Source organism: Pseudomonas sp. MF7453, assembly GCF_016405455.1.
GTDB classification, from domain to species: domain Bacteria; phylum Pseudomonadota; class Gammaproteobacteria; order Pseudomonadales; family Pseudomonadaceae; genus Aquipseudomonas; species Aquipseudomonas paralactis.
Genome location: NZ_JAEKCN010000009.1, coordinates 204,164 through 226,272, shown reverse-complemented (window position 1 = coordinate 226,272; position 22,109 = coordinate 204,164). Strand labels below are relative to the sequence as shown.

Here is a 22,109-nt window from a genome sequence, read left to right as displayed (position 1 = left end):
GCTCATGCCTTCAATCCTGCGTGTAGATCCTGCAAGCGACGCACGGTCTTTTCCGGACCGAACTTGAGCGCTTCGCAGATGGCTTCGCCAGCAGCAATGGTGGTGGTGCAGTAGATCTTGTGCTGCAGGGCATTACGACGAATGGAGTAGGAATCCGCGATCGACTGACGACCTTCGGTGGTGTTGATGATCAGGGTGACTTCGTCATTCTTGATCATGTCGACCACATGCGGACGGCCTTCCGTCACCTTGTTCACGCGACGTACTTTCAGGCCGGCAGCTTCGATCAGCTTGGCGGTCCCGGCAGTCGCGACGACTTCAAAGCCCAAGTTGATCAGATCACGGGCCACGCCCGCAACCAGTGGCTTGTCGTCATCACGCACGCTGATAAACGCGGTACCGCCGGTCGGCAGGACTTCGCTGGCCCCCATCTGGGCTTTGGCGAACGCCTCGCCGAAGGTATCGCCCACGCCCATCACTTCACCGGTGGACTTCATCTCTGGGCCCAGGATCGGGTCCACACCAGGGAATTTGGCGAATGGGAACACCGCCTCTTTCACGCTGTAGAAGTTTGGAATGATTTCCTTGGTAAAGCCGATTTCCTTCAGGGTCTTACCAGCCATCACGCGGGCAGCGATCATGGCCAGGGACACACCGATGCACTTGGAAACAAACGGCACGGTACGCGAGGCACGCGGGTTGACTTCGATGACGTAGATGTCTTCGCCTTGCAGCGCCAACTGCACGTTCATCAGGCCGACAACGCCCAGTTCCAGGGCCATTTTCTTGACCTGTTCGCGCATCTCGTCCTGGATGTGCGCCGGCAGCGAGTACGGCGGCAGCGAGCACGCAGAGTCACCGGAGTGAACGCCAGCCTGCTCGATGTGCTGCATGATCGCGCCGATCACCACGTCAGTGCCGTCGCACACCGCATCCACGTCCATTTCAATGGCGCAGTTGAGGAAGTGATCCAGCAGCACCGGGCTGTCGTTGGACACTTTTACCGCATCACGCAGGTAACGCTTGAGCTCGTCTTCTTCGTAGACGATTTCCATCGCACGACCACCCAGTACGTAGGACGGACGCACCACCAGCGGGTAGCCGATCTTGCTGGCCGCGCGGATGGCTTCGTCTTCGCTGCGCACGGTAGCGTTTGGCGGCTGACGCAGGTTCAGGCGCTCAACCATCTGCTGGAAGCGCTCACGGTCTTCGGCACGGTCGATAGCGTCCGGGCTGGTACCGATGATCGGCACGCCAGCAGCTTCCAGGGCACGCGCCAGTTTCAACGGGGTCTGGCCGCCGTATTGGACGATGACGCCTTTAGGCTTCTCGACGCGGCAGATTTCCAATACGTCTTCCAGCGTTACCGGCTCAAAGTACAGACGGTCGGAAGTGTCATAGTCGGTGGAAACGGTTTCCGGGTTGCAGTTGACCATGATGGTCTCGTACCCGTCTTCGCGCAGGGCGAGAGCGGCGTGTACACAACAGTAGTCGAACTCGATACCCTGGCCGATACGGTTCGGACCACCGCCCAGAATGATGATCTTGTCGCGATCCGACGGTGCAGCTTCGCACTCCTCCTCATAGGTGGAGTACATGTAGGCCGTGTCGGTAGCAAACTCAGCCGCGCAGGTATCAACGCGCTTGTAGACCGGGAAGATATCCAGCTTGTGGCGATGAGTACGCAGGTTCTTCTCGGTCACACCCAGCAGCTTGGCCAGACGCTGATCGGAGAAGCCTTTGCGCTTGAGGCGGAACATCAGGTCGCGGTCGATAGACGACAGGCCGAGGGTCTTGACCTTCTCTTCTTCCTTGATCAGATCTTCGATCTGCACCAGGAACCACGGGTCGATCATGTTCATGCCGAAGATATCTTCGACGCTCAGGCCAGCACGGAAGGCGTCAGCCACGTACCAGATACGCTCGGCGCCCGGCACGGTCAGCTCGCGCTTGAGGATGCTCATGCTTTCCGGGTTGCTCAGGTCGAGCTTCTCGTCCAGGCCGCAGACGCCGACTTCCAGGCCGCGCAGGGCTTTCTGCAAGGATTCCTGGAAGGTGCGGCCGATCGCCATGACTTCACCAACAGACTTCATCTGGGTGGTCAGGCGCGCATCAGCCTTGGCGAATTTCTCGAAGGCAAAGCGCGGCAGCTTGGTCACGACGTAGTCGATAGACGGCTCGAAAGACGCCGGCATAGCGCCGCCGGTGATTTCGTTTTGCAGCTCGTCCAGGGTGTAGCCGATAGCCAGCTTGGCGGCGATACGCGCAATCGGGAAGCCGGTCGCTTTCGAGGCCAGGGCCGAAGAACGCGATACACGTGGGTTCATCTCGATCACGACCATGCGGCCGGTGTCCGGGCAGATGCCGAACTGAACGTTGGAACCGCCGGTTTCAACGCCGATCTCGCGCAGTACCGCCAGGGAAGCGTTACGCAGGATCTGGTATTCCTTGTCGGTCAGGGTCTGTGCCGGAGCCACGGTGATCGAGTCACCGGTGTGCACGCCCATCGGGTCGAAGTTTTCGATGGAGCAGACGATGATGCAGTTGTCCTTCTTATCGCGGACAACCTCCATCTCGTATTCTTTCCAGCCGATCAGCGACTCGTCGATCAGCAGCTCTTTGGTCGGCGACAGATCCAGGCCACGGGCGCAGATTTCTTCGAACTCTTCACGGTTGTAAGCAATACCGCCGCCGGTGCCGCCCATGGTGAAAGACGGACGAATAATGCACGGGAAGCCCAGGGTCTCGAGGACCGCGTTGGCCTCTTCCATGCTGTGGGCGATACCGGAACGCGGGCAAGCCAGGCCGATGGACTTCATGGCCTTGTCGAAACGCGAACGGTCTTCAGCCTTGTCGATGGTGTCGGCATTGGCGCCGATCATCTCTACGCCGAACTTTTCCAGAACGCCTTCGCGCTCCAGGTCCAGGGCACAGTTCAGTGCGGTCTGGCCGCCCATGGTTGGCAGCAGCGCGTCCGGACGCTCCTTCTCGATGATCTTGGCAACGGTCTGCCACTTGATCGGCTCGATGTAGGTCGCGTCGGCCATGGCCGGGTCGGTCATGATAGTGGCCGGGTTGGAGTTCACCAGGATGACGCGGTAGCCCTCCTCACGCAGGGCTTTACAGGCCTGGGCGCCGGAGTAGTCGAATTCGCAGGCCTGGCCGATCACGATCGGGCCAGCGCCGAGAATCAGGATGCTTTTTATGTCTGTACGTTTTGGCATGGGTTTGTCACTCAAATCCGCAGGTCAGTCGGCAAGCCGTCTTGAACAATCCTTGAAGAGCCTGCGGGGGCCACCGAGTTCGGGGCCGCCCGCAGACCACTCAGTCAGCGTCGCTTGGCCATCTCATTGATGAAACGGTCGAACAGCGGCGCTACGTCGTTCGGGCCCGGGCTGGCTTCAGGGTGGCCCTGGAAGCTGAACGCGCTCTTGTCGGTGCGCTCGATACCCTGAAGGGAGCCGTCGAACAGCGACTTGTGAATGGCGCGCACGTTACTCGGCAAGCTGGCTTCATCGACCGCAAAACCGTGGTTCTGGCTGGTGATCATCACAACGCCGGTGTCCAGGTCTTGTACCGGGTGGTTGGCACCGTGATGGCCGTGGCCCATTTTCAGGGTCTTGGCGCCAGAAGCCAGGGCCAGCAGTTGGTGGCCAAGGCAGATACCGAACACCGGAATGTCGGTTTCCAGCACGTCCTTGATAGCCTGGATAGCGTAGTCGCATGGCTCGGGGTCACCCGGGCCGTTGGACAGGAACACACCGTCCGGCTGCATCGCCAGCACATCGCTGGCAGGCGTTTGCGCCGGCACCACGGTCACGCGGCAGCCACGCTCGACCAACATGCGCAGGATGTTGTACTTGACGCCGTAGTCGTAGGCGACCACGTGGTAAGGCAGATCGGCAGCCTCGATAGTCGCGTGACTGTCGGTCTTCAAGTCCCAGACCGTGGAGCGCCACTCGTACTTTTCTTTGACGCTGACGACTTTCGCCAGGTCCATGCCTTTCAGGCCAGGGAAACCTTGTGCTGCGGCAATCGCCGCCTCGTCGGAAATATTGTCACCGACCATGATGCAGCCATTCTGCGAGCCCTTTTCACGCAGGATGCGCGTGAGGCGGCGCGTATCGATACCGGCGATCGCCACAACATTGTTGGCTTTCAGGTAATCGGACAGCGACATCGTGTTACGCCAGTTGCTCGCAACCAGGGGCAGGTCACGAATCACCAGGCCCGCCGACCAGACACGATCAGACTCGACGTCCTCCGGCGTAGTGCCGGTGTTGCCGATGTGCGGATAGGTCAGGGTAACGATCTGTTGGGCGTAGGAAGGATCGGTAAGGATTTCCTGATAGCCGGTCATGGCGGTGTTAAACACCACCTCTCCAACGGTTTGACCGTCGGCTCCAATGGCTTCGCCGCGAAAAATGCTGCCATCAGCAAGGGCGAGTATGGCTGGCTTAGTCAAGAAGACCTCCCGTAAATAAAGCCTGAAAGGGCGATCGCAGGTTGTAAAAAAGCGGAGTGACGTATGGACACGTCACCCCGCTTCTTCACCGAATTATTCTGCGCGCTTTTAGTGGACACACTAAAGCTGTAGCTTACAGAAAAAGGCTTTTTGGGTCCACCGCTAATGAGCCTTAAAGGCAGGAGAATGCGACAGGACGTCGCTTAGCGGGTAAAAACGGGGCCACAGGATAATCCTGAGGCCTCGTTTAAGCTACTGATTAGTGCAGATCCAGCACGTCACGCATGTCATACAGGCCCGGCTCGCGACCGTCCAACCAAAGCGCAGCACGCACCGCGCCCTTGGCGAAGGTCATGCGGCTGGAGGCTTTGTGCGTGATCTCCAGGCGCTCGCCTTCGGTGGCGAACAGCACGGTGTGATCGCCAACCACATCACCACCGCGCACGGTTGCAAAACCGATGGTGTCGCGTGCGCGCTCACCGGTGTGGCCTTCACGCCCGTATACCGCCACTTTCGACAGATCGCGGCCCAGCGCATCGGCAATAGCTTCACCCATGCGCAACGCAGTGCCCGACGGAGCGTCGATCTTGTGACGGTGATGAGTCTCGATAATCTCGATATCAGCCTCATCACCCAGCACGCGCGCCGCTAGGTCCAGCAACTTCAGCGACAGGTTCACGCCAACGCTGAAGTTGGCAGCAAAGACGATCGGAATATCCTTGCCCGCCTCCACCAGCAACTGCTTTTGTTCAGCGCTCAAGCCGGTCGTGCCGATCACCATGGCCTTGCCTGCCTTGCGGCAGAAGGCCAGGTTTTTCAGCATCACGTCAGGCAAGGTGAAGTCGATGAGCACATCGAACTCGTCAGCCACCTGCTCCAGGCTGCCCGTCAACGAAACACCAATGCGGCCCAACGAAGCCAACTCACCGGCATCCGCGCCGATCAACGTGCTGCCCGGGCGAACAATCGCCGCCGTCAGCCCGGAGGCCGGCGAGCGCTGCTGCACCGCCTCGACCAGCGTTTTGCCCATGCGCCCGGCAGCGCCCATTACGGCTATACGTCGCATACTCACGTCCTTACAGGTCGCCGAAGAAGCGTTTCACGCCATCGAAGAAGCCCGTGGTTTTCGGCGAATGAGAGTGATCGCCTTCCAGCGAGCTACGGAACTCTTCGAGCAGTTCGCGCTGACGACGGCCCAGGTTAACCGGTGTTTCCACCGCCACACGACACATCAGGTCGCCCGCACCACCACCGCGCACCGGCGCAACGCCTTTGCCACGAATACGGAACTGCTTGCCGGTCTGAGTCCCTTCGGGAATCTTGAGCTTGACTCGACCATCAAGGGTCGGAATCTCCAACTCACCACCCAGGGCCGCATCGACAAAGCTGATCGGCACTTCGCAAAACAGGTGTTTACCATCGCGCTGGAAGATCGAGTGCTCACGCACATTAATCACCACGTACAGGTCGCCCGTCGGACCACCCTGGGTCCCCGCCTCACCTTCGCCCGACAGGCGAATACGATCACCGGTATCCACACCCGCCGGCACTTTCACCGAGAGGGTCTTGTACTCTTCAACGCGACCTTCGCCGTGGCAAGAGTCGCACGGGTCGGAAATGATCTTGCCCTGGCCATGGCACCGCGGGCAGGTTTGCTGCACCGAGAAGAAGCCCTGCTGCATGCGCACCTGACCGATACCACCACAGGTCGGGCACGTGATCGGCGAGGAGCCTTTCTTGGCACCCGAACCGTCGCACGGCTTGCAGTTAACCAGCGTCGGCACCCGAATATTGACGCTGGTGCCGCGCACGGCTTCTTCCAGATTCAACTCAAGGGTGTAGCGCAAGTCACTGCCACGCTGCGCGCCGCCACGCTGACCGCCACGGCCACCGCCGAAGAAATCGCTGAACACGTCGCCGAAAATATCGGAGAAGTTCTGACCACCGAAACCGGCACCGCCGCCACCCATGCTCGGGTCGACGCCGGCATGACCGTACTGGTCGTAGGCCGCACGCTTGTTTGGATCACACAGGCATTCGTAGGCCTCATTGGCCTCTTTGAACATCTCTTCGGATTCTTTGTTATCCGGATTACGGTCCGGGTGGTGCTTCATCGCCAGGCGACGGTAAGCCTTTTTCAGCTCCGCTTCGCTGGCCCCGCGCTCCACACCCAATACTTCGTAATAGTCACGCTTTGCCATAAGTCTTTGCACTCTTAAGGACGTTCGGCCTGGCCCTCCTGAACCCTGCCAAACTCGTTGAGCCCCAATACAGGCCCGGACCCAACTCACGTCAATTCAACGATCCTGGTCATTACTGCTTTCAGCCAGGGACCCGGCCAAAAAACGCGGTGACAGTCACTCGAAAAGCAGGAGCATTCCCGATCACACCGCCAGCATCCGAGCGTTGTCGCATGCTGTAAAAATTCACGTACCCCAGACACGCCAACGCGGGAGCAAGCTCCCGCGCGGCGACATCCTACCAGTCACCGCTGGATCGCGGTCAACCGGACGAGCAGATTACTTCTGCTCTTTGACTTCTTCGAACTCGGCATCGACAACATCGTCGTGCTTGGCTTCTGGCTCTGCTTGCTGCGCAGCACCGTCAGTCGGCTGGCCTTGTTCGGCGTACATTTTCTGAGCAACCGGCGCGGAGACTTTCGACAGCTCCTCGATCTTGGCTTCGATGGCAGCCTTGTCGTCGCCTTTAATGGCGGCTTCCAGGGCAACCACGGCAGCTTCGATTGCGGTTTTCTCTTCTTCGGTCACTTTATCGCCAGCATCAGCGATCATCTTGCGAGTCGAGTGCACCAGCGCATCACCCTGGTTACGGGCACCGGCCAGTTCAGCAAACTTGGCATCCGCATCAGCGTTGGCTTCAGCATCACGAATCATCTGTTGAATTTCTTCATCAGACAGACCGGAGTTGGCCTTGATGGTGATCTTCTGCTCTTTGCCGGTGGCCTTGTCTTTCGCACCGACGTGCAGGATGCCGTTGGCGTCGATGTCGAAGGTCACTTCGATTTGCGGCACGCCGCGTGGTGCTGGTGGAATCTCAGCCAGGTCGAACTTGCCCAGGGACTTGTTCTGAGCGGCTTGCTTGCGCTCACCTTGCAGCACGTGAATGGTCACAGCGCCCTGGTTGTCATCGGCAGTCGAGAACACCTGGGATTTCTTGGTAGGAATCGTGGTGTTTTTCTCGATCAGCGCAGTCATTACGCCACCCATGGTTTCGATACCCAGGGTCAGCGGGCTTACGTCCAGCAGCAATACGTCTTTTACGTCACCTGCCAATACAGCACCCTGGATGGCAGCACCCATGGCAACGGCTTCGTCCGGGTTCACGTCTTTACGTGCTTCCTTGCCGAAGAACTCGGTGACCAGCTTCTGAACCAGCGGCATACGGGTCTGACCGCCCACCAGGATCACGTCGTTGATCGAACCAACGTCGATACCGGAGTCTTTCAGTGCAATACGGCAAGGCTCGATGGTGCGCTGAACCAGGTCTTCAACCAGAGCTTCGAGCTTGGAGCGCGAGATTTTCACGTTCAAGTGCTTAGGACCGGTAGCGTCTGCAGTGATGTACGGCAGGTTCACGTCGGTCGACTGAGCGGAAGACAGCTCGATCTTGGCTTTTTCAGCGGCTTCTTTCAGGCGCTGCATGGCCAGCGGGTCACCCTTGAGGTTCATGCCGCTTTCTTTCTTGAATTCGTCTACGAGGTAGTCGATCAGACGAATGTCAAAGTCTTCACCACCCAGGAAGGTGTCGCCGTTAGTGGCCAACACTTCGAACTGGTGCTCGCCGTCAACTTCTGCGATCTCGATCACGGAGACGTCGAAAGTGCCGCCACCCAGGTCGTAAACGATCACAGTGTGGTCGCCCTTGGCCTTGTCCATGCCGTAGGCCAGAGCGGCCGCGGTTGGCTCGTTGATGATACGTTTTACGTCCAGACCCGCGATGCGACCGGCGTCTTTGGTAGCCTGGCGCTGACTGTCGTTGAAGTAGGCCGGAACGGTAATCACCGCCTCAGTCACTGCCTCACCCAGATAGTCTTCGGCGGTTTTTTTCATCTTTTTCAAGATTTCAGCCGAAATTTGCGGCGGCGACATTTTCTGGCCGTTTACTTCAACCCAGGCGTCACCGTTGTCGGCCTTGGCGATTTTGTAAGGGACCATCTTGATGTCTTTTTGTACGACTTCTTCGTCGAACTTACGACCGATCAAACGCTTTACCGCATACAGGGTGTTATGCGGGTTGGTCACTGCCTGGCGCTTGGCCGACTGACCGACGAGGATTTCACCGTCGTTGGCGTACGCGATGATCGACGGAGTGGTACGTGCGCCTTCGGCGTTTTCGATAACTTTTGCAACGCCGTTTTCCAGCACGGAGACGCAGGAGTTGGTGGTCCCCAGGTCGATACCGATAATTTTGCCCATGATTTACTCTCCCGAAACTTGAATTTGGTTGCCGCAGCAGTTTTGGCTAACTGCGGTAGCACTTAAACGCTTGACTTATAAATGGGGGCCTTGCGGCGAATTTCAAGCCTGCTCATCAATAGTAGGTGCAACGGGTGAAGGAGCCTTGCTCACCACCACCATTGCCGGACGCATCAGGCGACCGTTGAGCTGGTAGCCCTTCTGGAACACTTTCATCACGCTGTTAGGCTCCAGGTCGTGGCTTTCCTGCATGGCCATGGCCTGGTGATGTTCAGCGTTGAACGGCTCGCCGCCTTGCGGATCGATCGCTTCCAGCTGATAACGCTTCAGGGTGTCCTGGAACATTTTCAGCGTCAGCTCGATCCCTTCGCGCATTGGGCGAATGTTTTCGTCGGCCGGGTCAGACAACTCAAGACCACGCTCCAGGCTGTCGATGATCGGCAGCAGGTCACCGGCGAATTTTTCCAGCGCGAATTTGTGCGCCTTTTCTACGTCCTGCTCGGCACGGCGGCGGACGTTCTGCAGATCGGCGGCAACACGCAACGATTGATCCTGCGCAGCGGCCAATTGCTCTTCGAGCACCTGCACACGAGTCGCCAGTTCATCACCGGCAGCCGAATTGGCGTCTGGAGTTTGCGTATCCTGCGTCTGTTCGTCAGCCATAGATTTCTCCTTTCAAAATCATGCGCGATCTCGACTCGCGCTTCTGTTCCGGTATATGGGGCCACAATTTCCAGGTTCAAGGGCGCGGGCGTTACCAAAAGTCTTTCGCATGACTTGGATCATTTCCTGCCGCCACATTCCTCATCGCGCTAAAAAAAGCCATTGACCAAGCAAATCGAGCTAAGCGTCAGGATTGTCAGCCACAAACAAAACACTGTATAAATAACCAGACCTAAAGCCTGGGAGCGGCCGTCATGCTCGTGCACCTGTCTGTACATAACTACGCCATCGTTGAACATCTGGATCTCGAACTGGATCGCGGGATGAGCGTAATCACAGGCGAAACCGGCGCCGGCAAGTCGATCATGCTCGACGCCCTGGGCCTGACCCTCGGCGACCGCGCCGACAGCGGCGTGGTACGCCCAGGCTCCGACAAGGCCGATATCCTGGCCACCTTTGACCTGGCCGACATTCCCGAAGCTGAGGCATGGCTGGTCGAGCGCGACCTGAATAATGAAGGCCCGTGCATCTTGCGCCGGGTGATCACTGCCGAAGGGCGCTCCCGCGGCTATATCAACGGCACGCCCTGCCCACTGGGCGACTTGAAAGCCCTGGGCGAATTGCTGATCGATATCCACAGCCAGCACGAACACCAATCCCTGCTGAAAACCGATACCCATCGTCGCCTGCTCGATGAATACGCCGGTGCCACCGACCTTTCCCGGCAGGTTCAACTGGCCGCCCAACGCTGGCGCCAGACACGCCAGGAACTAGAACGCCTTTCCAACTCCGGCGACGAACAACGCGCCCGCCACCAGTTGCTCAGCTATCAACTCGAAGAGCTCGAAAGCCTGGGCCTGGGTGAGACCGAGCTGGAACAGCTTGAGCAGGAACACAAGAACCTGACCAACGCCGAGACCCTGCTGGGTATTTGCCGTCAGGTGGTCGAGCAATGCAGCGAGAGCGACTCGGGCAATGTGCTCAACGCACTGACCGCCAGCCTCAATCGCCTGTCCAGCGTGAACAATGCTTCCGGCTCGCTGAGCGAAGCGACCACCCTGTTGACCAGCGCGCAGATCCAGGTTGAAGAGGCCGTGGGCGAACTCAATCGTTTCCTGGACCACTTCGACGCCGACCCCGCACGCCTGCAGGAAATAGAAGAACGCCTGGACACTATCTATACCCTGGCTCGCAAGCATCGAATCCAGCCGACGGAAGTCGCAACCATGCAGCAGAAACTGCTGGATGAAATCGAAACACTCAACGCGAACGACGAATCCATCGAACGACTGGGCGAGGAGCTCGCTTCGTTTGCCCGTCATTATCAGGAAAAGGCCCGAGAGCTGAGCGCTCTGCGCCAGCAGGCGGCTACTAGCCTGGCCAGCGCCGTCGAGCAGGAAATTCAGCGCCTGGGTATGCCAGGCGGGCGCTTCACCATCGAGCTGCATCCCAATGCCAGTCAAGAATTGCAGCCCCATGGTCTGGAGCACGTCGAACTGCTGGTGAGTGCCAACCCCGGGCAACCGCTCAAGGCCCTGGCCAAAGTGGCCTCAGGCGGCGAGTTGTCGCGGATCAGCCTGGCGATTCAGGTGATTACCGCGCAGACCTCGCGGGTACCGACCCTGGTGTTCGATGAAGTAGACGTTGGCATCGGCGGGCCAACCGCAGAGATTGTTGGGCAGCTGTTGCGCCGCCTGGGGGATCGCGGACAGGTACTGACGGTGACCCACTTGCCACAAGTGGCCGCTCAAGGGCATCAACATCTATTTGTGCATAAGGTGCGCGGCAGCGACGCGACACACACGGCCGTCTCCAAGCTGAACAAGTCCGAACGGGTAGAAGAAGTCGCGCGGATGCTTGGCGGTATCGACCTGACCAAGGAGTCGTTGGCTCACGCGAAAAAAATGGTCGTGGCCGCGAAGGCTTGAACGGGTACTTTTCCTCTTTATAGAAAGCACGAAGGCGACCCCAGGGTCGCCTTCAATCGTTTCGCAGAGCAAAACTGCGTCGATTTTTACTTTTTCTTACGGATGTACAGCACCAGATTATGGTCGACCAAATCGAAACCGTGCTCCTCAGCAATCTTGTGCTGCAGCGCTTCGATTTCAGGGCTGGTGAACTCGATAACCTCATTGGTATCCAGATCAACCATGTGGTCATGGTGGCCACCGTCAGCCAATTCGAACACGGCATGACCGCCGTCGAAATTATGGCGAACCACCAGCCCTGCGGCTTCAAACTGGGTCAGTACACGGTAGACCGTGGCCAGACCGACGTCCTCGTTAGACTCCATCAGCGCCTTGTAAACATCCTCGGCACTCATGTGGCGCTGCTCAGCAGAATCGAGCATTTGTAGAATCTTGACTCGTGGCAGAGTCACTTTGAGACCGGCTTTGCGTAGTTCGCTATTTTCAACCATGGTTAGCTTTCTCGCGGATGCTGCTTCGCAGCTTCTCTTAATACGGGTATGATCGGCGTTTACGTTGTCCCAGCCAAGATAGTGGAAGTCGCCCACCGATGCAAAACACCAAGCTCTTGCTAACCAGTTTCACCTTTGTGGGACTGCTCGCACTCGCCGGTTGTTCATTCCCCGGGGTTTACAAAATCGACATCCAGCAGGGCAATGTCGTCACGCAGGACATGATAGACCAGTTACGCCCGGGAATGACCCGACGGCAAGTACGGTTTATCATGGGTAACCCCCTGCTGACCGACACTTTCCATGCCGATCGCTGGGATTATCTCTACAGCCTGCAGCCTGGTGGCGGTGAACGCCAACAGGAGCGCGTCAGTGTCATCTTCAATGGCAATGACCAGCTCGTGAGCCTGTCCGGTGACTTCATGCCCGGCGTAAGCCGCGATGAAGCCTTGCTGGGCAAGGACAGCGGCACTAACGTGACCGCGCCTGCGCAGGAAGCCGAAAAGCCAAAATCCGAGGTGCCGGCCAAGCCAGGCTCCTTGCTGGACCAGATCCAGAAAGACGTCGACGGCGTAGAAACTGTGCCCGTCCCGACGCCACAGCCTCTGGACACCAGCCCGCAATAATTTTGCGGCGCTCGATAAAAAGCCCGGCATGCCGGGCTTTTTGTTGCCTGCCGGTTGGCAAGCTTAGGTGTTCTGCCGCTTGAACATCGCCGCCTTGGCCGCACGCAGCCTGCGTATTTCCTTGGGATCTGCCAGCAACGGCCGGTAGATCTCAATTCGATCTCCCGACTGCACGGCGCGCACATCAGCGTCCGCCACCACCTTACCGAAGATGCCCAGCGTGCAGTCCGCCAACGCCAACTGCGGAAAATGTTCTGCAATGCCCGACGCCAGCACTGCCGCCCTCAAGCTTGTGCCCGCCGGCATCGTTACCGCCAGCAGAACCTGGCGATCGACATCGGCATACACCACTTCAATATCAACCATGCAATTGCTTGGCTCGCTGACAGAAAGCGTCCACCAAGGTATTGGCGGCCTGATTGAACAGTGGCCCCAACGTCGCCCGCACAATGGGGCCGGCATAATCGAACGAAAGATCCAGGCTGATCTTGCAGGCCTTATCCGTCAGCGCCTTGAACACCCACACGCCGTGCAGCTGCGTAAACGGCCCTTCCTGCAAATTCATTTCAATGGACTTGCCCGGCACCAGCACATTGCGGGTAACAAAATGCTGACTGAGGCCACCCTTGGCCACCCCGACACTGGCAACCATGTGCTCATCACTGCTCTCCAAAACCTCGGCAGTCGAACACCAAGGCAGGAATTCCGGGTAACGCGCCACGTCGTTGACCAGGTCATAGAGCGCCTGTGCCGGATAGGGCAGCAGGGCCGAACGTTGAATATGCGTCGTCATGTGAGCGTTACTTCCACTGCTTAAGGCAAACATCGCGAAAGTACAGCCCAATCCGCGAGCGAAAAAAACCAAAGAACTGCCCGTATTGTCCGGGATTCGTCCAACACGCTCAAGCACGCAGGTTGACCGTAGCCGACACGCTCGCAACTCCCTATAATGCCGCCCCTATGGCTAAACAAAAGAAACACCCCACAGGGACCATCGCGCAAAATAAAAAGGCGCGACACGATTACTTCATCGAACATCGGTTCGAGGCTGGTCTGGTCCTGGCCGGCTGGGAAGTAAAAAGTCTGCGTGCCAGCAAACTGCAGCTGGTCGACAGCTACGTGCTGCTCAAGGATGGCGAGGCGTGGCTGCTCGGCAGTCATATCACCCCGCTGACCACCGCGAGCACCCACGTGATTGCCGACCCGGTACGCACGCGCAAGCTGTTGCTCAATGCCCGCGAACTGGAAAAGCTCGCCGCGGCCGTGCAGCAAAAAGGCTACGCGTGCGTCTGCCTGTCCTGGTACTGGAGCAAGCACCTGGTCAAGTGCGAAATCGCACTGGGCAAGGGCAAGAAGGAATACGACAAGCGCGACACCGAGCGCGAGCGCGACTCCAATCGCGAACTGCATCGCGCCGTGCGCAACAAGGGCAAGGAAGACTAGCCCTTGTGACGATGTAGCCGCGGGTAGCGCCCGCGGCTACATGCCTTTACGTCGCTCCGCCCGCGCTACGCGCTGAACCTCCTGACGCACTTCCTCCAACACCTCCTGCACATACAGCAGATGCCGTGTTGAAACTTCGCGCGCCTGCTCGGCCCGCCCCTCAATAATCGCCAGGTACAGGTCCCGATGCTGACTGATCAACATGTCGCGGGTCTCGGTACGCTGCTGATACATGCCACCAATATTCGTCACCACGTTACGCTTGAGTAGGTCGAACAGCCCGCGAATGGTGTGCAGCAACACGGCGTTATGACTGGCTTCGGCAATCGCCAAGTGAAACCTTGCATCCGCAGCACCCTCCTCCACTCGGCTCACCTCGTCGGCGCGCGCATAACAATCCTGCAGCGCCTCAAACGCCGCCGTTAGCCGCTCACGGTCGACCTCGGTAGCACGCAATGCTGCGTAGTAAGCACACGAAGCTTCCAGGGTCTGGCGAAACTCCAGAAGATCGCGCTGCGCTTCAGGATTGTTTTCCAGCAGATGCAGCAGCGGATCACTGAAGGTCGAGCCCAGGGAATCCACCACATAGTTGCCGCCACCCTGTCGACTGACCAACAAACCCTTGGCCGCCAACTTCTGGATCGCCTCACGCAATGAAGGTCGCGACACACCAAACTGTTCAGCCAAAGCGCGCTCCGCCGGCAAGCGCTCGCCCGACTTCAACGTGCCCTCAAGGATCATGCCCTCAAGCTGCTCGACTATATCGTCAGACAAACGGCGCTGACGCACCTGATCAAACCCCATAACTCACTCTCCACCATCCCGACCACTCGCCGGGGCCCCTATTCTGGCCTATCGCCGCGCTTGCAGCACCTATCAGAACACCTTCGATTTACCCGATCAGAACACTCGACACCTACTCTCAGACCAAAGTTTGACGAGCGGCAAATTGACACACCCCTGCCAAGGCTCTTAATCTAGCCCACAGCAACTGTAAATTGGTATTACCAATTATCCAAGCTGACCAAACAACAACAATCAGGGGCCACCCCATATGCAAACCTGGCAACAGCTCTACAGCCCACTCGGCAGCCTCGGCCTGTCCGCACTGGCCGCCGTTATTCCCATCGTGTTCTTCTTCCTGGCCCTGGCCGTATTCCGCCTCAAAGGCCATGTGGCCGGCAGCATCACCCTGGCGCTGTCGATCCTGGTCGCCATCTTCGCCTTCCAGATGCCGGTCGACATGGCGCTGGCAGCGGCCGGTTACGGATTTGCCTATGGCTTGTGGCCGATCGCCTGGATCATCGTGGCGGCAGTATTTCTCTACAAACTGACGGTCAAGAGCGGGCAGTTCGAGATCATCCGCAGCTCCGTCTTGTCGATCACCGATGACCAGCGCTTGCAGGTGTTGCTGATCGGTTTCTGCTTTGGCGCCTTCCTGGAAGGCGCCGCCGGGTTCGGCGCGCCTGTGGCCATCACCGCCGCTCTGCTGGTGGGCCTGGGCTTCAATCCGCTGTACGCCGCGGGCCTGTGCCTGATCGCCAACACCGCGCCGGTTGCGTTCGGCGCACTGGGCATCCCGATCATCGTCGCAGGCCAGGTTACGGGCATTGATGCATTCAAGATCGGCGCCATGACCGGCCGCCAACTGCCGCTGCTGTCGCTGTTCGTGCCGTTCTGGCTGGTGTTCATGATGGACGGCCTGCGCGGCGTGCGTGAAACCTGGCCGGCAGCCCTGGTGGCCGGCTTGAGCTTTGCCGTCACCCAGTATTTCACCTCCAACTTTATTGGCCCGGAACTGCCGGATATCACCTCGGCACTCGCCAGCCTGATCGCCCTGACACTGTTCCTGAAAATCTGGCAACCCAAGCGCACCGCAGGCGCACAGATTGCCGGTGCTACCTCCAGCGTAGCGGTCACCTCCAGCGCCGGCGGCTTTGGCTTGCCGCGCAGCACAGTGGTTTCACCCTACAGCCTGGGGCAGATTTTCAAGGCCTGGTCGCCGTTCCTGATCCTGACCGTGCTGGTCACCATCTGGACCCTCAAACCTTTCAAGGCCATGTTCGCCGCGGGCGGTTCGATGTACAGCTGGGTGTTCAACTTCGCGATCCCTCATCTGGATCAAATGGTAATCAAAGTCGCGCCAATCGTGACTAACCCCACCGCCATCCCCGCCGTCTTCAAGCTGGACCCGATTTCGGCCACCGGCACTGCGATTTTCTTCTCCGCGCTGGTCTCGATGCTGGTACTGAAAATTGACGTCAAAACTGGTCTTACCACTTTAAAAGAGACGTTCTTTGAGCTGCGCTGGCCGATTCTTTCCATCGGCATGGTGCTGGCGTTCGCCTTCGTCACCAACTACTCCGGCATGTCCTCGACCATGGCCCTGGTATTGGCCGGTACCGGCGCCGCCTTCCCGTTCTTCTCGCCATTCCTCGGCTGGCTTGGGGTTTTCCTGACAGGCTCGGATACCTCATCCAACGCTCTGTTCAGTTCGTTGCAAGCCACCACCGCCCACCAGATTGGCGTCAACGACACCTTGCTGGTAGCCGCCAACACCAGCGGCGGCGTGACCGGCAAAATGATCTCGCCGCAATCGATCGCCGTGGCTTGCGCAGCCACTGGCCTGGTGGGCAAGGAGTCCGATCTGTTCCGCTTTACCCTCAAGCACAGCCTGTTTTTTGCCACCATCGTCGGGCTGATCACCTTGGCACAGGCGTACTGGTTCACCGGTATGCTGGTGCACTGAGACCTGCACGTAATAGGGTAAGAATCGACGCCGGACAACGATGCCGGCGTCTGCTATTTCTGGAGGACCGATGAGCCTGCCTGCTGCTTTTTTGAGCGACGTCGCACAACTGATCCCGCAAGATCGCCGCTTCGACGATCCACTTTCCACCCTCGCCTTCGGCACCGACGCCAGCTTCTACCGACTGATCCCACAGCTGGTGATCCGCGTGGAGTCAGAAGACGAAGTCGTCGCGCTGCTGCAACTGGCCCAGCGCGATCATGTGCCGGTGACCTTCCGGGCAGCGGGCACCAGCCTGTCGGGGCAGGCGATCAGCGACTCGGTGCTGATCGTGCTGGGTGATAACTGGAACCACCGCGAAATTCGCGGGCAAGGCACACAGATACGCCTGCAACCCGGCGTCATCGGGGCCCAGGCCAACGCCTGGCTCGCGCCATTCGGGCGCAAGATCGGCCCAGACCCGGCGTCGATCAACGCCTGCAAAATTGGCGGCATCGTCGCCAACAATGCCAGTGGCATGTGCTGCGGCACGGCGCAAAACACCTACCACACCCTGGCGGGCATCCGCCTGGTACTGGCCGATGGAAGCCGCCTGGACACCGAAGATGCCGCCAGCGTGCAAGCCTTCCGCCAGTCACATAGCGCACTGCTTGAACGCCTCGCCCTGCTGGGCCGCGAGACACGGGCAAATACTGAGCTGGCGGCAAAGATCCGCCATAAATACCGCCTGAAAAACACCACCGGCCTGTCACTCAATGCCTTGGTGGATTTCGATGACCCGCTGGATATCCTCAGCCACCTGCTGGTCGGCTCCGAGGGCACCCTGGGGTTTATCAGTGCGGTCACCTACGACACCGTGATCGATCACCCCAACAAAGCCTCGGCGCTGATCGTCTTCCCGGATGTCGAAACTTGCTGCAACGCAGTCACCGTGCTGAAAACCCAGCCAGTCTCCGCCGTTGAACTGCTGGACCGACGCAGTATGCGCTCGGTGCAAAACAAACCGGGCATGCCCGACTTCGTACAACACTTATCGGAAAACGCCTGCGCACTGCTGATCGAATCGCGCGCTGCTTCGCCATCGCTGCTGCACGAACAACTGACGCGAATCATGGCCTCCCTGGCGGCGTTTCCCGTGGAGCAACAAGTCGACTTCACCGAAGACCCACTGGAAAACGCACGCCTGTGGGCCATCCGCAAAGACACCTTCCCCGCCGTAGGTGCCGTGCGCAAAACCGGCACCACCGTGATCATCGAAGACGTCACCTTCCCGGTAGAACAATTGGCGATTGGCGTGAACCGCCTGATCGCACTGTTCGACAAACACCACTACGACGAAGCCATCCTTTTCGGACATGCCCTGGAAGGCAATCTGCACTTTGTGTTCACTCAAGGCTTCAACAGCAGCGAAGAAGTCGCGCGCTATCAAGCGTTCATGGACGACGTCGCGCAACTGGTGGCCGTGGAGTTCGGTGGCTCGCTGAAGGCCGAACACGGCACCGGCCGCAATATGGCCCCTTTCGTCGAACTGGAATGGGGCAGCGACGCGTATCAACTGATGTGGCAGCTCAAACGCCTGCTCGACCCCAACGGCATCCTCAACCCGGACGTGGTACTCAGCGAAGACCCGCAGATCCACCTCAAACACCTCAAGCCCCTGCCCGCCGCCGATGAGCTTGTGGATAAGTGCATCGAGTGTGGCTTCTGCGAACCGGTGTGCCCATCAAAAGGCCTGACCCTGAGCCCGCGCCAGCGCATTGTGATCTGGCGCGACATCCAGGCCAAAAAACGCGCAGGCGTGGACACCACCGAACTGGAAGCGGCCTACCACTACCAGGGCATCGACACCTGCGCCGCCACCGGCTTATGCGCGCAACGTTGCCCTGTAGGCATCAATACTGGCGACCTGGTGAAAAAGCTGCGCAGCCGCGAGGCCGACCGTACGAAAACCGCCGATTGGCTCGCCAGCCATTTCGCCACCGCACTGCAAGGTGCGCGCTTTACACTGCACGTCGCCAATGGCGCACGCATGCTGCTGGGCGCCCCACGGCTGGCCAGGCTCTCGAGCACGCTGACCAAGCTGTCCAAAGGGCAAATTCCGCAGTGGACCAACGCCATGCCACAGCCCGAAAAAGCCATCCGCTTCAGCCCCGCTGTGACGGACGCGCGCCCGCGTGTGGTTTACCTGGCCGCCTGCGTCTCCCGCGCCATGGGCCCGGCAGCCGGTGATAAAGAGCAAATGTCACTGTACGACAAAACCCGCCAGCTGCTGGAAAAAGCCGGCTACCAGGTAGTCTTCCCCGACAATCAGGACAGCCTCTGCTGCGGCCAACCCTTCGCCTCCAAAGGCTACGCCGAGCAGGCCGAACACAAGCGCCAGGAACTGATCGGCGCCCTGCTCCACGCCAGCCGCGGCGGCCTCGACCCCATCTACTGCGACACCAGCCCCTGCACCCTACGCCTGGTGCAAGAGTTGGGAGAAACGCGCCTGGACCTCTACGACCCCGTGCGCTTTATCCGCACCCACCTGATGGATCGCCTCGACTTCACACCCCAGGAAGCGCCCATCGCCGTGCACGTCACCTGCAGCACCCAACACCTGGGCGAAAGCCAGGCCCTGATCGAACTGGCACGACGCTGCGCAAAAACCGTGGTGATCCCCGAAGGCATTCATTGCTGCGGCTTTGCCGGCGACAAAGGCTTCACCACCCCGGAACTCAACGCCCACTCCCTGCGCTCACTCAAGGACGCCGTGCAATATTGCAGCGAAGGCATCTCCACCAGCCGCACCTGCGAGATCGGCCTGAGCCAGCATGGCGGCATCGACTACCACGGCCTGGTCTACCTGGTAGACCGCGTCACCCGCGCCCGCCCCCACTGACCCGGCAAAAAAACCGAACCCTCGCGCACCGGCGCAGTCATCTGCATAGGCCTCGACCAACGAGGCCAATCAGTGATGTCGCTGGCAGCGGTTGCCCGCCAGCAGCGTCGAGCCCTTTTGCGCAAGGAGACACCCTATGAAGCGTTCCGCTCTTGCTGGCTTGTTCATGACCGCTGCGATGCTCGCCTCCCCCGCTTTCGCCGCCGGTGACAAAGACCTGTGCCAGATCAACCTGGACAAAATCAACAACGGCAAAGCCCTGCTCGCCACCGACACCAGCGGTAAAAGTGGCGAAATAGACACCGCCGTCTCCCAGGCCAAGGCCGCCCACGCCGCCGGTGATGAGAAGAAATGCATCGAAATCACCTCCAAGGCCCTGCAAGACCTGCAGAACAGCGAGAAAGGCGGCCAGTAAGCGAGAGGGCCAACCTTCGGGTTGGCCTTCGCTGACGTTTTGGCGTACACTGCACAGGCTTGTCACTCACTAAGAAACAACGAGTTACAAGCACGGGGCCGTTTAGGATTCGACGCCGGTCGCGAAACTTTAGGTGCATGCCGAGTTGGTAACAGAACTCGTAAATCCACTGTTGCAACTTCTTATAGTTGCCAATGACGAAAACTACGGCCAGGAATTCGCTCTCGCTGCGTAAGCAGCCTTAGCCCTGAGCTTCTGGTACCTTCGGGTCCAGCAATCACCAGGGGATGTCTGTAAACCCAAAGTGATTGTCATATAGAACAGAATCGCCGTGCAGTACGTTGTGGACGAAGCGGCTAAAACTTACACAACTCGCCCAAAGCACCCTGCCCTTCGGGTCGCTGAGGGTTAACTTAATAGAAACGGCTACGCATGTAGTACCGACAGCGGAGTACTGGCGGACGGGGGTTCAAATCCCCCCGGCTCCACCAAATTAACATCTAGAGACGTCCACGGACGTCTTTTTTTGTGCCTGAAATCCAGTGAATACAGGGGCTTAGAGTCCGCTAGCGTCCACCAGCATCCGTGACCATCTACGATTTCGTGTATTCCAAGTGGTATTCCAAGCCCTCACCTGCTATTTTTTGGAATACATAAACAGCACTGGAATACACCATGGGGGCCCAAGCCACGCGCCTTTCAGACGTAAAAGTCAAAGCCGCGAAGCCAAAGGAAAAGGACTACATACTCACCGATGGCAACGGCCTTCAGATGCGAGTGAGAATCAATGGCTCAAAGCTATGGAATTTCAACTACATCCAACCCGTGACGAAAAAGCGGATAAACATGGGATTGGGCACCTTTCCTGAGGTAAGCCTGGCTCAAGCACGCAAGAAAACCGTGGAAGCGAGAGAGCTCGTCGCCCAGGGGCTGGACCCTAAAGAGAAACGCGACGCCGAGCGGCACGCGAAAAAAGCAGCCACGGAACACACTTTCGAAAATATCTCGGCAGCGTGGTTCGAGCTCAAAAAGGACTCAGTGACCCCAGCGTACGCCGAAGATATTTGGCGCTCTCTCACGCTGCACGTTTTCCCTGATCTGGCCGCCACCCCGATCTCTGCTATCACCGCCCCAAAAGTCATAAATTTGCTTCGCCCCCTTGAGACGAAGGGCAGTCTTGAAACTGTTAAGCGCTTGACCCAACGCCTCAATGAAATTATGACCTATGGTGTCAACTCGGGATTAATTCACGCGAATCCACTCAGTGGAATCCGCGCCGTCTTCAAAAAGCCCAAAAAGAAAAATATGGCCGCCCTGGCGCCCGACGAGCTGAAAGAGCTCATGTTGGCAATTGCTAATGCCAGCATAAAAAGAACTACGCGCTGCCTGATTGAGTGGCAACTTCACACCATGACTCGGCCAGCCGAGGCGGCCACATCGCGCTGGGCTGATATCGACTTCGAGAAGAAGATCTGGACGATACCGGCTGAGCGCATGAAGAAACGTCGGATACACATCATTCCGCTCACTGAACAAGCTTTGGCGCTCCTTGAGGCCATCAAGCCCTACAGTGGACACAGGGAGTACGTGTTTCCTGCAGACCGGAACCCTCGCACCCACTGCAACAGCCAGACCGCCAACATGGCGCTGAAGCGCATGGGGTTCGAAGGGCGCCTGGTAAGTCATGGCATGCGTTCAATGGCGAGCACCATTCTCAATGAGCACGGCTGTGATCCTGAATTGATCGAGGTTGCGCTTGCCCACGTCGATAAAGACGAGGTACGCAGCGCCTACAACCGAGCGGACTACATCGAGCGCAGACGCCCAATGATGGCTTGGTGGAGCGAGCACATCCAAGAAGCAGCTACCGGCAACCTGTCAGTGTCAGCTATCAAGGAAAACAGGGACAGAAAAGTCGTGCCGATACGTTGACCTACGACCCAGTGTCGGAAAACCAATGGTTCACGAGTAGAAAGAACGTCATTGCTCCGACACCTCGTCGATGGACTCCT

Annotated in this window: 17 protein-coding genes and 1 other RNA gene; 8 read left to right on the top strand and 10 right to left on the bottom strand. The window is 58.7% G+C overall.

The window, feature by feature from the left end; translation table 11 throughout:
• Window positions 1-2 precede the first annotated feature (2 nt).
• The 6 genes from carB to grpE form a co-directional block, all read right to left on the bottom strand.
• On the bottom strand, window positions 3-3,224 hold the full coding sequence (carB, locus tag JFT63_RS16230) for a carbamoyl-phosphate synthase large subunit (protein WP_005791497.1): 3,222 nt from the start codon (window positions 3,222-3,224) through the stop codon (window positions 3-5).
• Window positions 3,225-3,328: 104 nt separating this feature from the next.
• Window positions 3,329-4,465, bottom strand: coding sequence for a glutamine-hydrolyzing carbamoyl-phosphate synthase small subunit (gene carA, locus JFT63_RS16225; RefSeq protein ID WP_005791498.1), 1,137 nt, complete (start codon window positions 4,463-4,465; stop codon window positions 3,329-3,331).
• Between the two features lie 259 nt (window positions 4,466-4,724).
• On the bottom strand, window positions 4,725-5,531 hold the full coding sequence (dapB, locus tag JFT63_RS16220; RefSeq protein WP_186562603.1) for a 4-hydroxy-tetrahydrodipicolinate reductase: 807 nt from the start codon (window positions 5,529-5,531) through the stop codon (window positions 4,725-4,727).
• Window positions 5,532-5,541: 10 nt separating this feature from the next.
• A complete protein-coding gene (gene dnaJ / locus JFT63_RS16215) occupies window positions 5,542-6,666 on the bottom strand; it encodes a molecular chaperone DnaJ (RefSeq protein WP_057703313.1) in 1,125 nt (374 codons plus the stop codon).
• Window positions 6,667-6,984: 318 nt separating this feature from the next.
• Window positions 6,985-8,901: a molecular chaperone DnaK gene (gene dnaK / locus JFT63_RS16210; RefSeq protein WP_057703312.1), complete on the bottom strand. Its 1,917-nt coding sequence runs from the start codon at window positions 8,899-8,901 to the stop codon at window positions 6,985-6,987.
• Window positions 8,902-9,003: 102 nt separating this feature from the next.
• On the bottom strand, window positions 9,004-9,564 hold the full coding sequence (gene grpE, locus JFT63_RS16205) for a nucleotide exchange factor GrpE (RefSeq protein ID WP_057703311.1): 561 nt from the start codon (window positions 9,562-9,564) through the stop codon (window positions 9,004-9,006).
• Between the two features lie 254 nt (window positions 9,565-9,818).
• On the opposite strand from grpE, the gene recN reads away from it, so the two are divergent.
• Window positions 9,819-11,492 carry a DNA repair protein RecN gene (recN, locus tag JFT63_RS16200; RefSeq protein ID WP_057703310.1) on the top strand — a complete coding sequence of 558 codons (1,674 nt, stop codon included), beginning with the start codon at window positions 9,819-9,821 and terminating at the stop codon, window positions 11,490-11,492.
• 86 nt (window positions 11,493-11,578) lie between these two features.
• On the opposite strand, the gene fur is transcribed toward recN, so the two are convergent.
• On the bottom strand, window positions 11,579-11,983 hold the full coding sequence (gene fur / locus JFT63_RS16195; RefSeq protein WP_003194220.1) for a ferric iron uptake transcriptional regulator: 405 nt from the start codon (window positions 11,981-11,983) through the stop codon (window positions 11,579-11,581).
• Window positions 11,984-12,081: 98 nt separating this feature from the next.
• Between fur and JFT63_RS16190 the strand changes: the two genes are divergently transcribed.
• Window positions 12,082-12,609, top strand: coding sequence for an outer membrane protein assembly factor BamE (locus JFT63_RS16190; protein ID WP_005791510.1), 528 nt, complete (start codon window positions 12,082-12,084; stop codon window positions 12,607-12,609).
• 63 nt (window positions 12,610-12,672) lie between these two features.
• Here the strand turns inward: JFT63_RS16190 and JFT63_RS16185 are convergent, their stop codons facing one another.
• Window positions 12,673-12,975 (bottom strand): RnfH family protein, encoded by a 303-nt coding sequence (locus JFT63_RS16185; protein WP_198844302.1) that lies wholly within the window; start codon window positions 12,973-12,975, stop codon window positions 12,673-12,675.
• Window positions 12,968-13,402, bottom strand: a complete 435-nt coding sequence (locus tag JFT63_RS16180; protein WP_005791512.1) for a type II toxin-antitoxin system RatA family toxin — start codon at window positions 13,400-13,402, stop codon at window positions 12,968-12,970. The genes JFT63_RS16185 and JFT63_RS16180 overlap by 8 nt, the downstream gene beginning before the upstream one ends.
• A 167-nt stretch (window positions 13,403-13,569) precedes the next feature.
• On the opposite strand from JFT63_RS16180, the gene smpB reads away from it, so the two are divergent.
• Entirely contained in the window at window positions 13,570-14,052 is a 483-nt protein-coding gene (gene smpB, locus JFT63_RS16175) for an SsrA-binding protein SmpB (protein WP_005791513.1), read from the top strand.
• 36 nt (window positions 14,053-14,088) lie between these two features.
• Here smpB and JFT63_RS16170 read toward each other — a convergent pair whose 3' ends face one another.
• Window positions 14,089-14,856, bottom strand: coding sequence for a GntR family transcriptional regulator (locus tag JFT63_RS16170; protein ID WP_034117836.1), 768 nt, complete (start codon window positions 14,854-14,856; stop codon window positions 14,089-14,091).
• A 250-nt stretch (window positions 14,857-15,106) separates the two neighbouring features.
• On the opposite strand from JFT63_RS16170, the gene JFT63_RS16165 reads away from it, so the two are divergent.
• From JFT63_RS16165 to JFT63_RS16145, 5 genes are all read left to right on the top strand, one after another.
• A complete protein-coding gene (locus JFT63_RS16165) occupies window positions 15,107-16,801 on the top strand; it encodes a lactate permease LctP family transporter (RefSeq protein WP_057711115.1) in 1,695 nt (564 codons plus the stop codon).
• Between the two features lie 70 nt (window positions 16,802-16,871).
• On the top strand, window positions 16,872-19,682 hold the full coding sequence (locus JFT63_RS16160; protein ID WP_198844301.1) for an FAD-binding and (Fe-S)-binding domain-containing protein: 2,811 nt from the start codon (window positions 16,872-16,874) through the stop codon (window positions 19,680-19,682).
• A gap of 136 nt (window positions 19,683-19,818) precedes the next feature.
• Window positions 19,819-20,097, top strand: coding sequence for a hypothetical protein (locus JFT63_RS16155; RefSeq protein WP_020301768.1), 279 nt, complete (start codon window positions 19,819-19,821; stop codon window positions 20,095-20,097).
• Window positions 20,098-20,191: 94 nt separating this feature from the next.
• Window positions 20,192-20,588: a transfer-messenger RNA gene (gene ssrA, locus JFT63_RS16150) on the top strand.
• A 184-nt stretch (window positions 20,589-20,772) separates the two neighbouring features.
• Window positions 20,773-22,029 carry an integrase domain-containing protein gene (locus JFT63_RS16145; RefSeq protein WP_095027066.1) on the top strand — a complete coding sequence of 419 codons (1,257 nt, stop codon included), beginning with the start codon at window positions 20,773-20,775 and terminating at the stop codon, window positions 22,027-22,029.
• The last annotated feature ends 80 nt before the right edge of the window (window positions 22,030-22,109 follow it).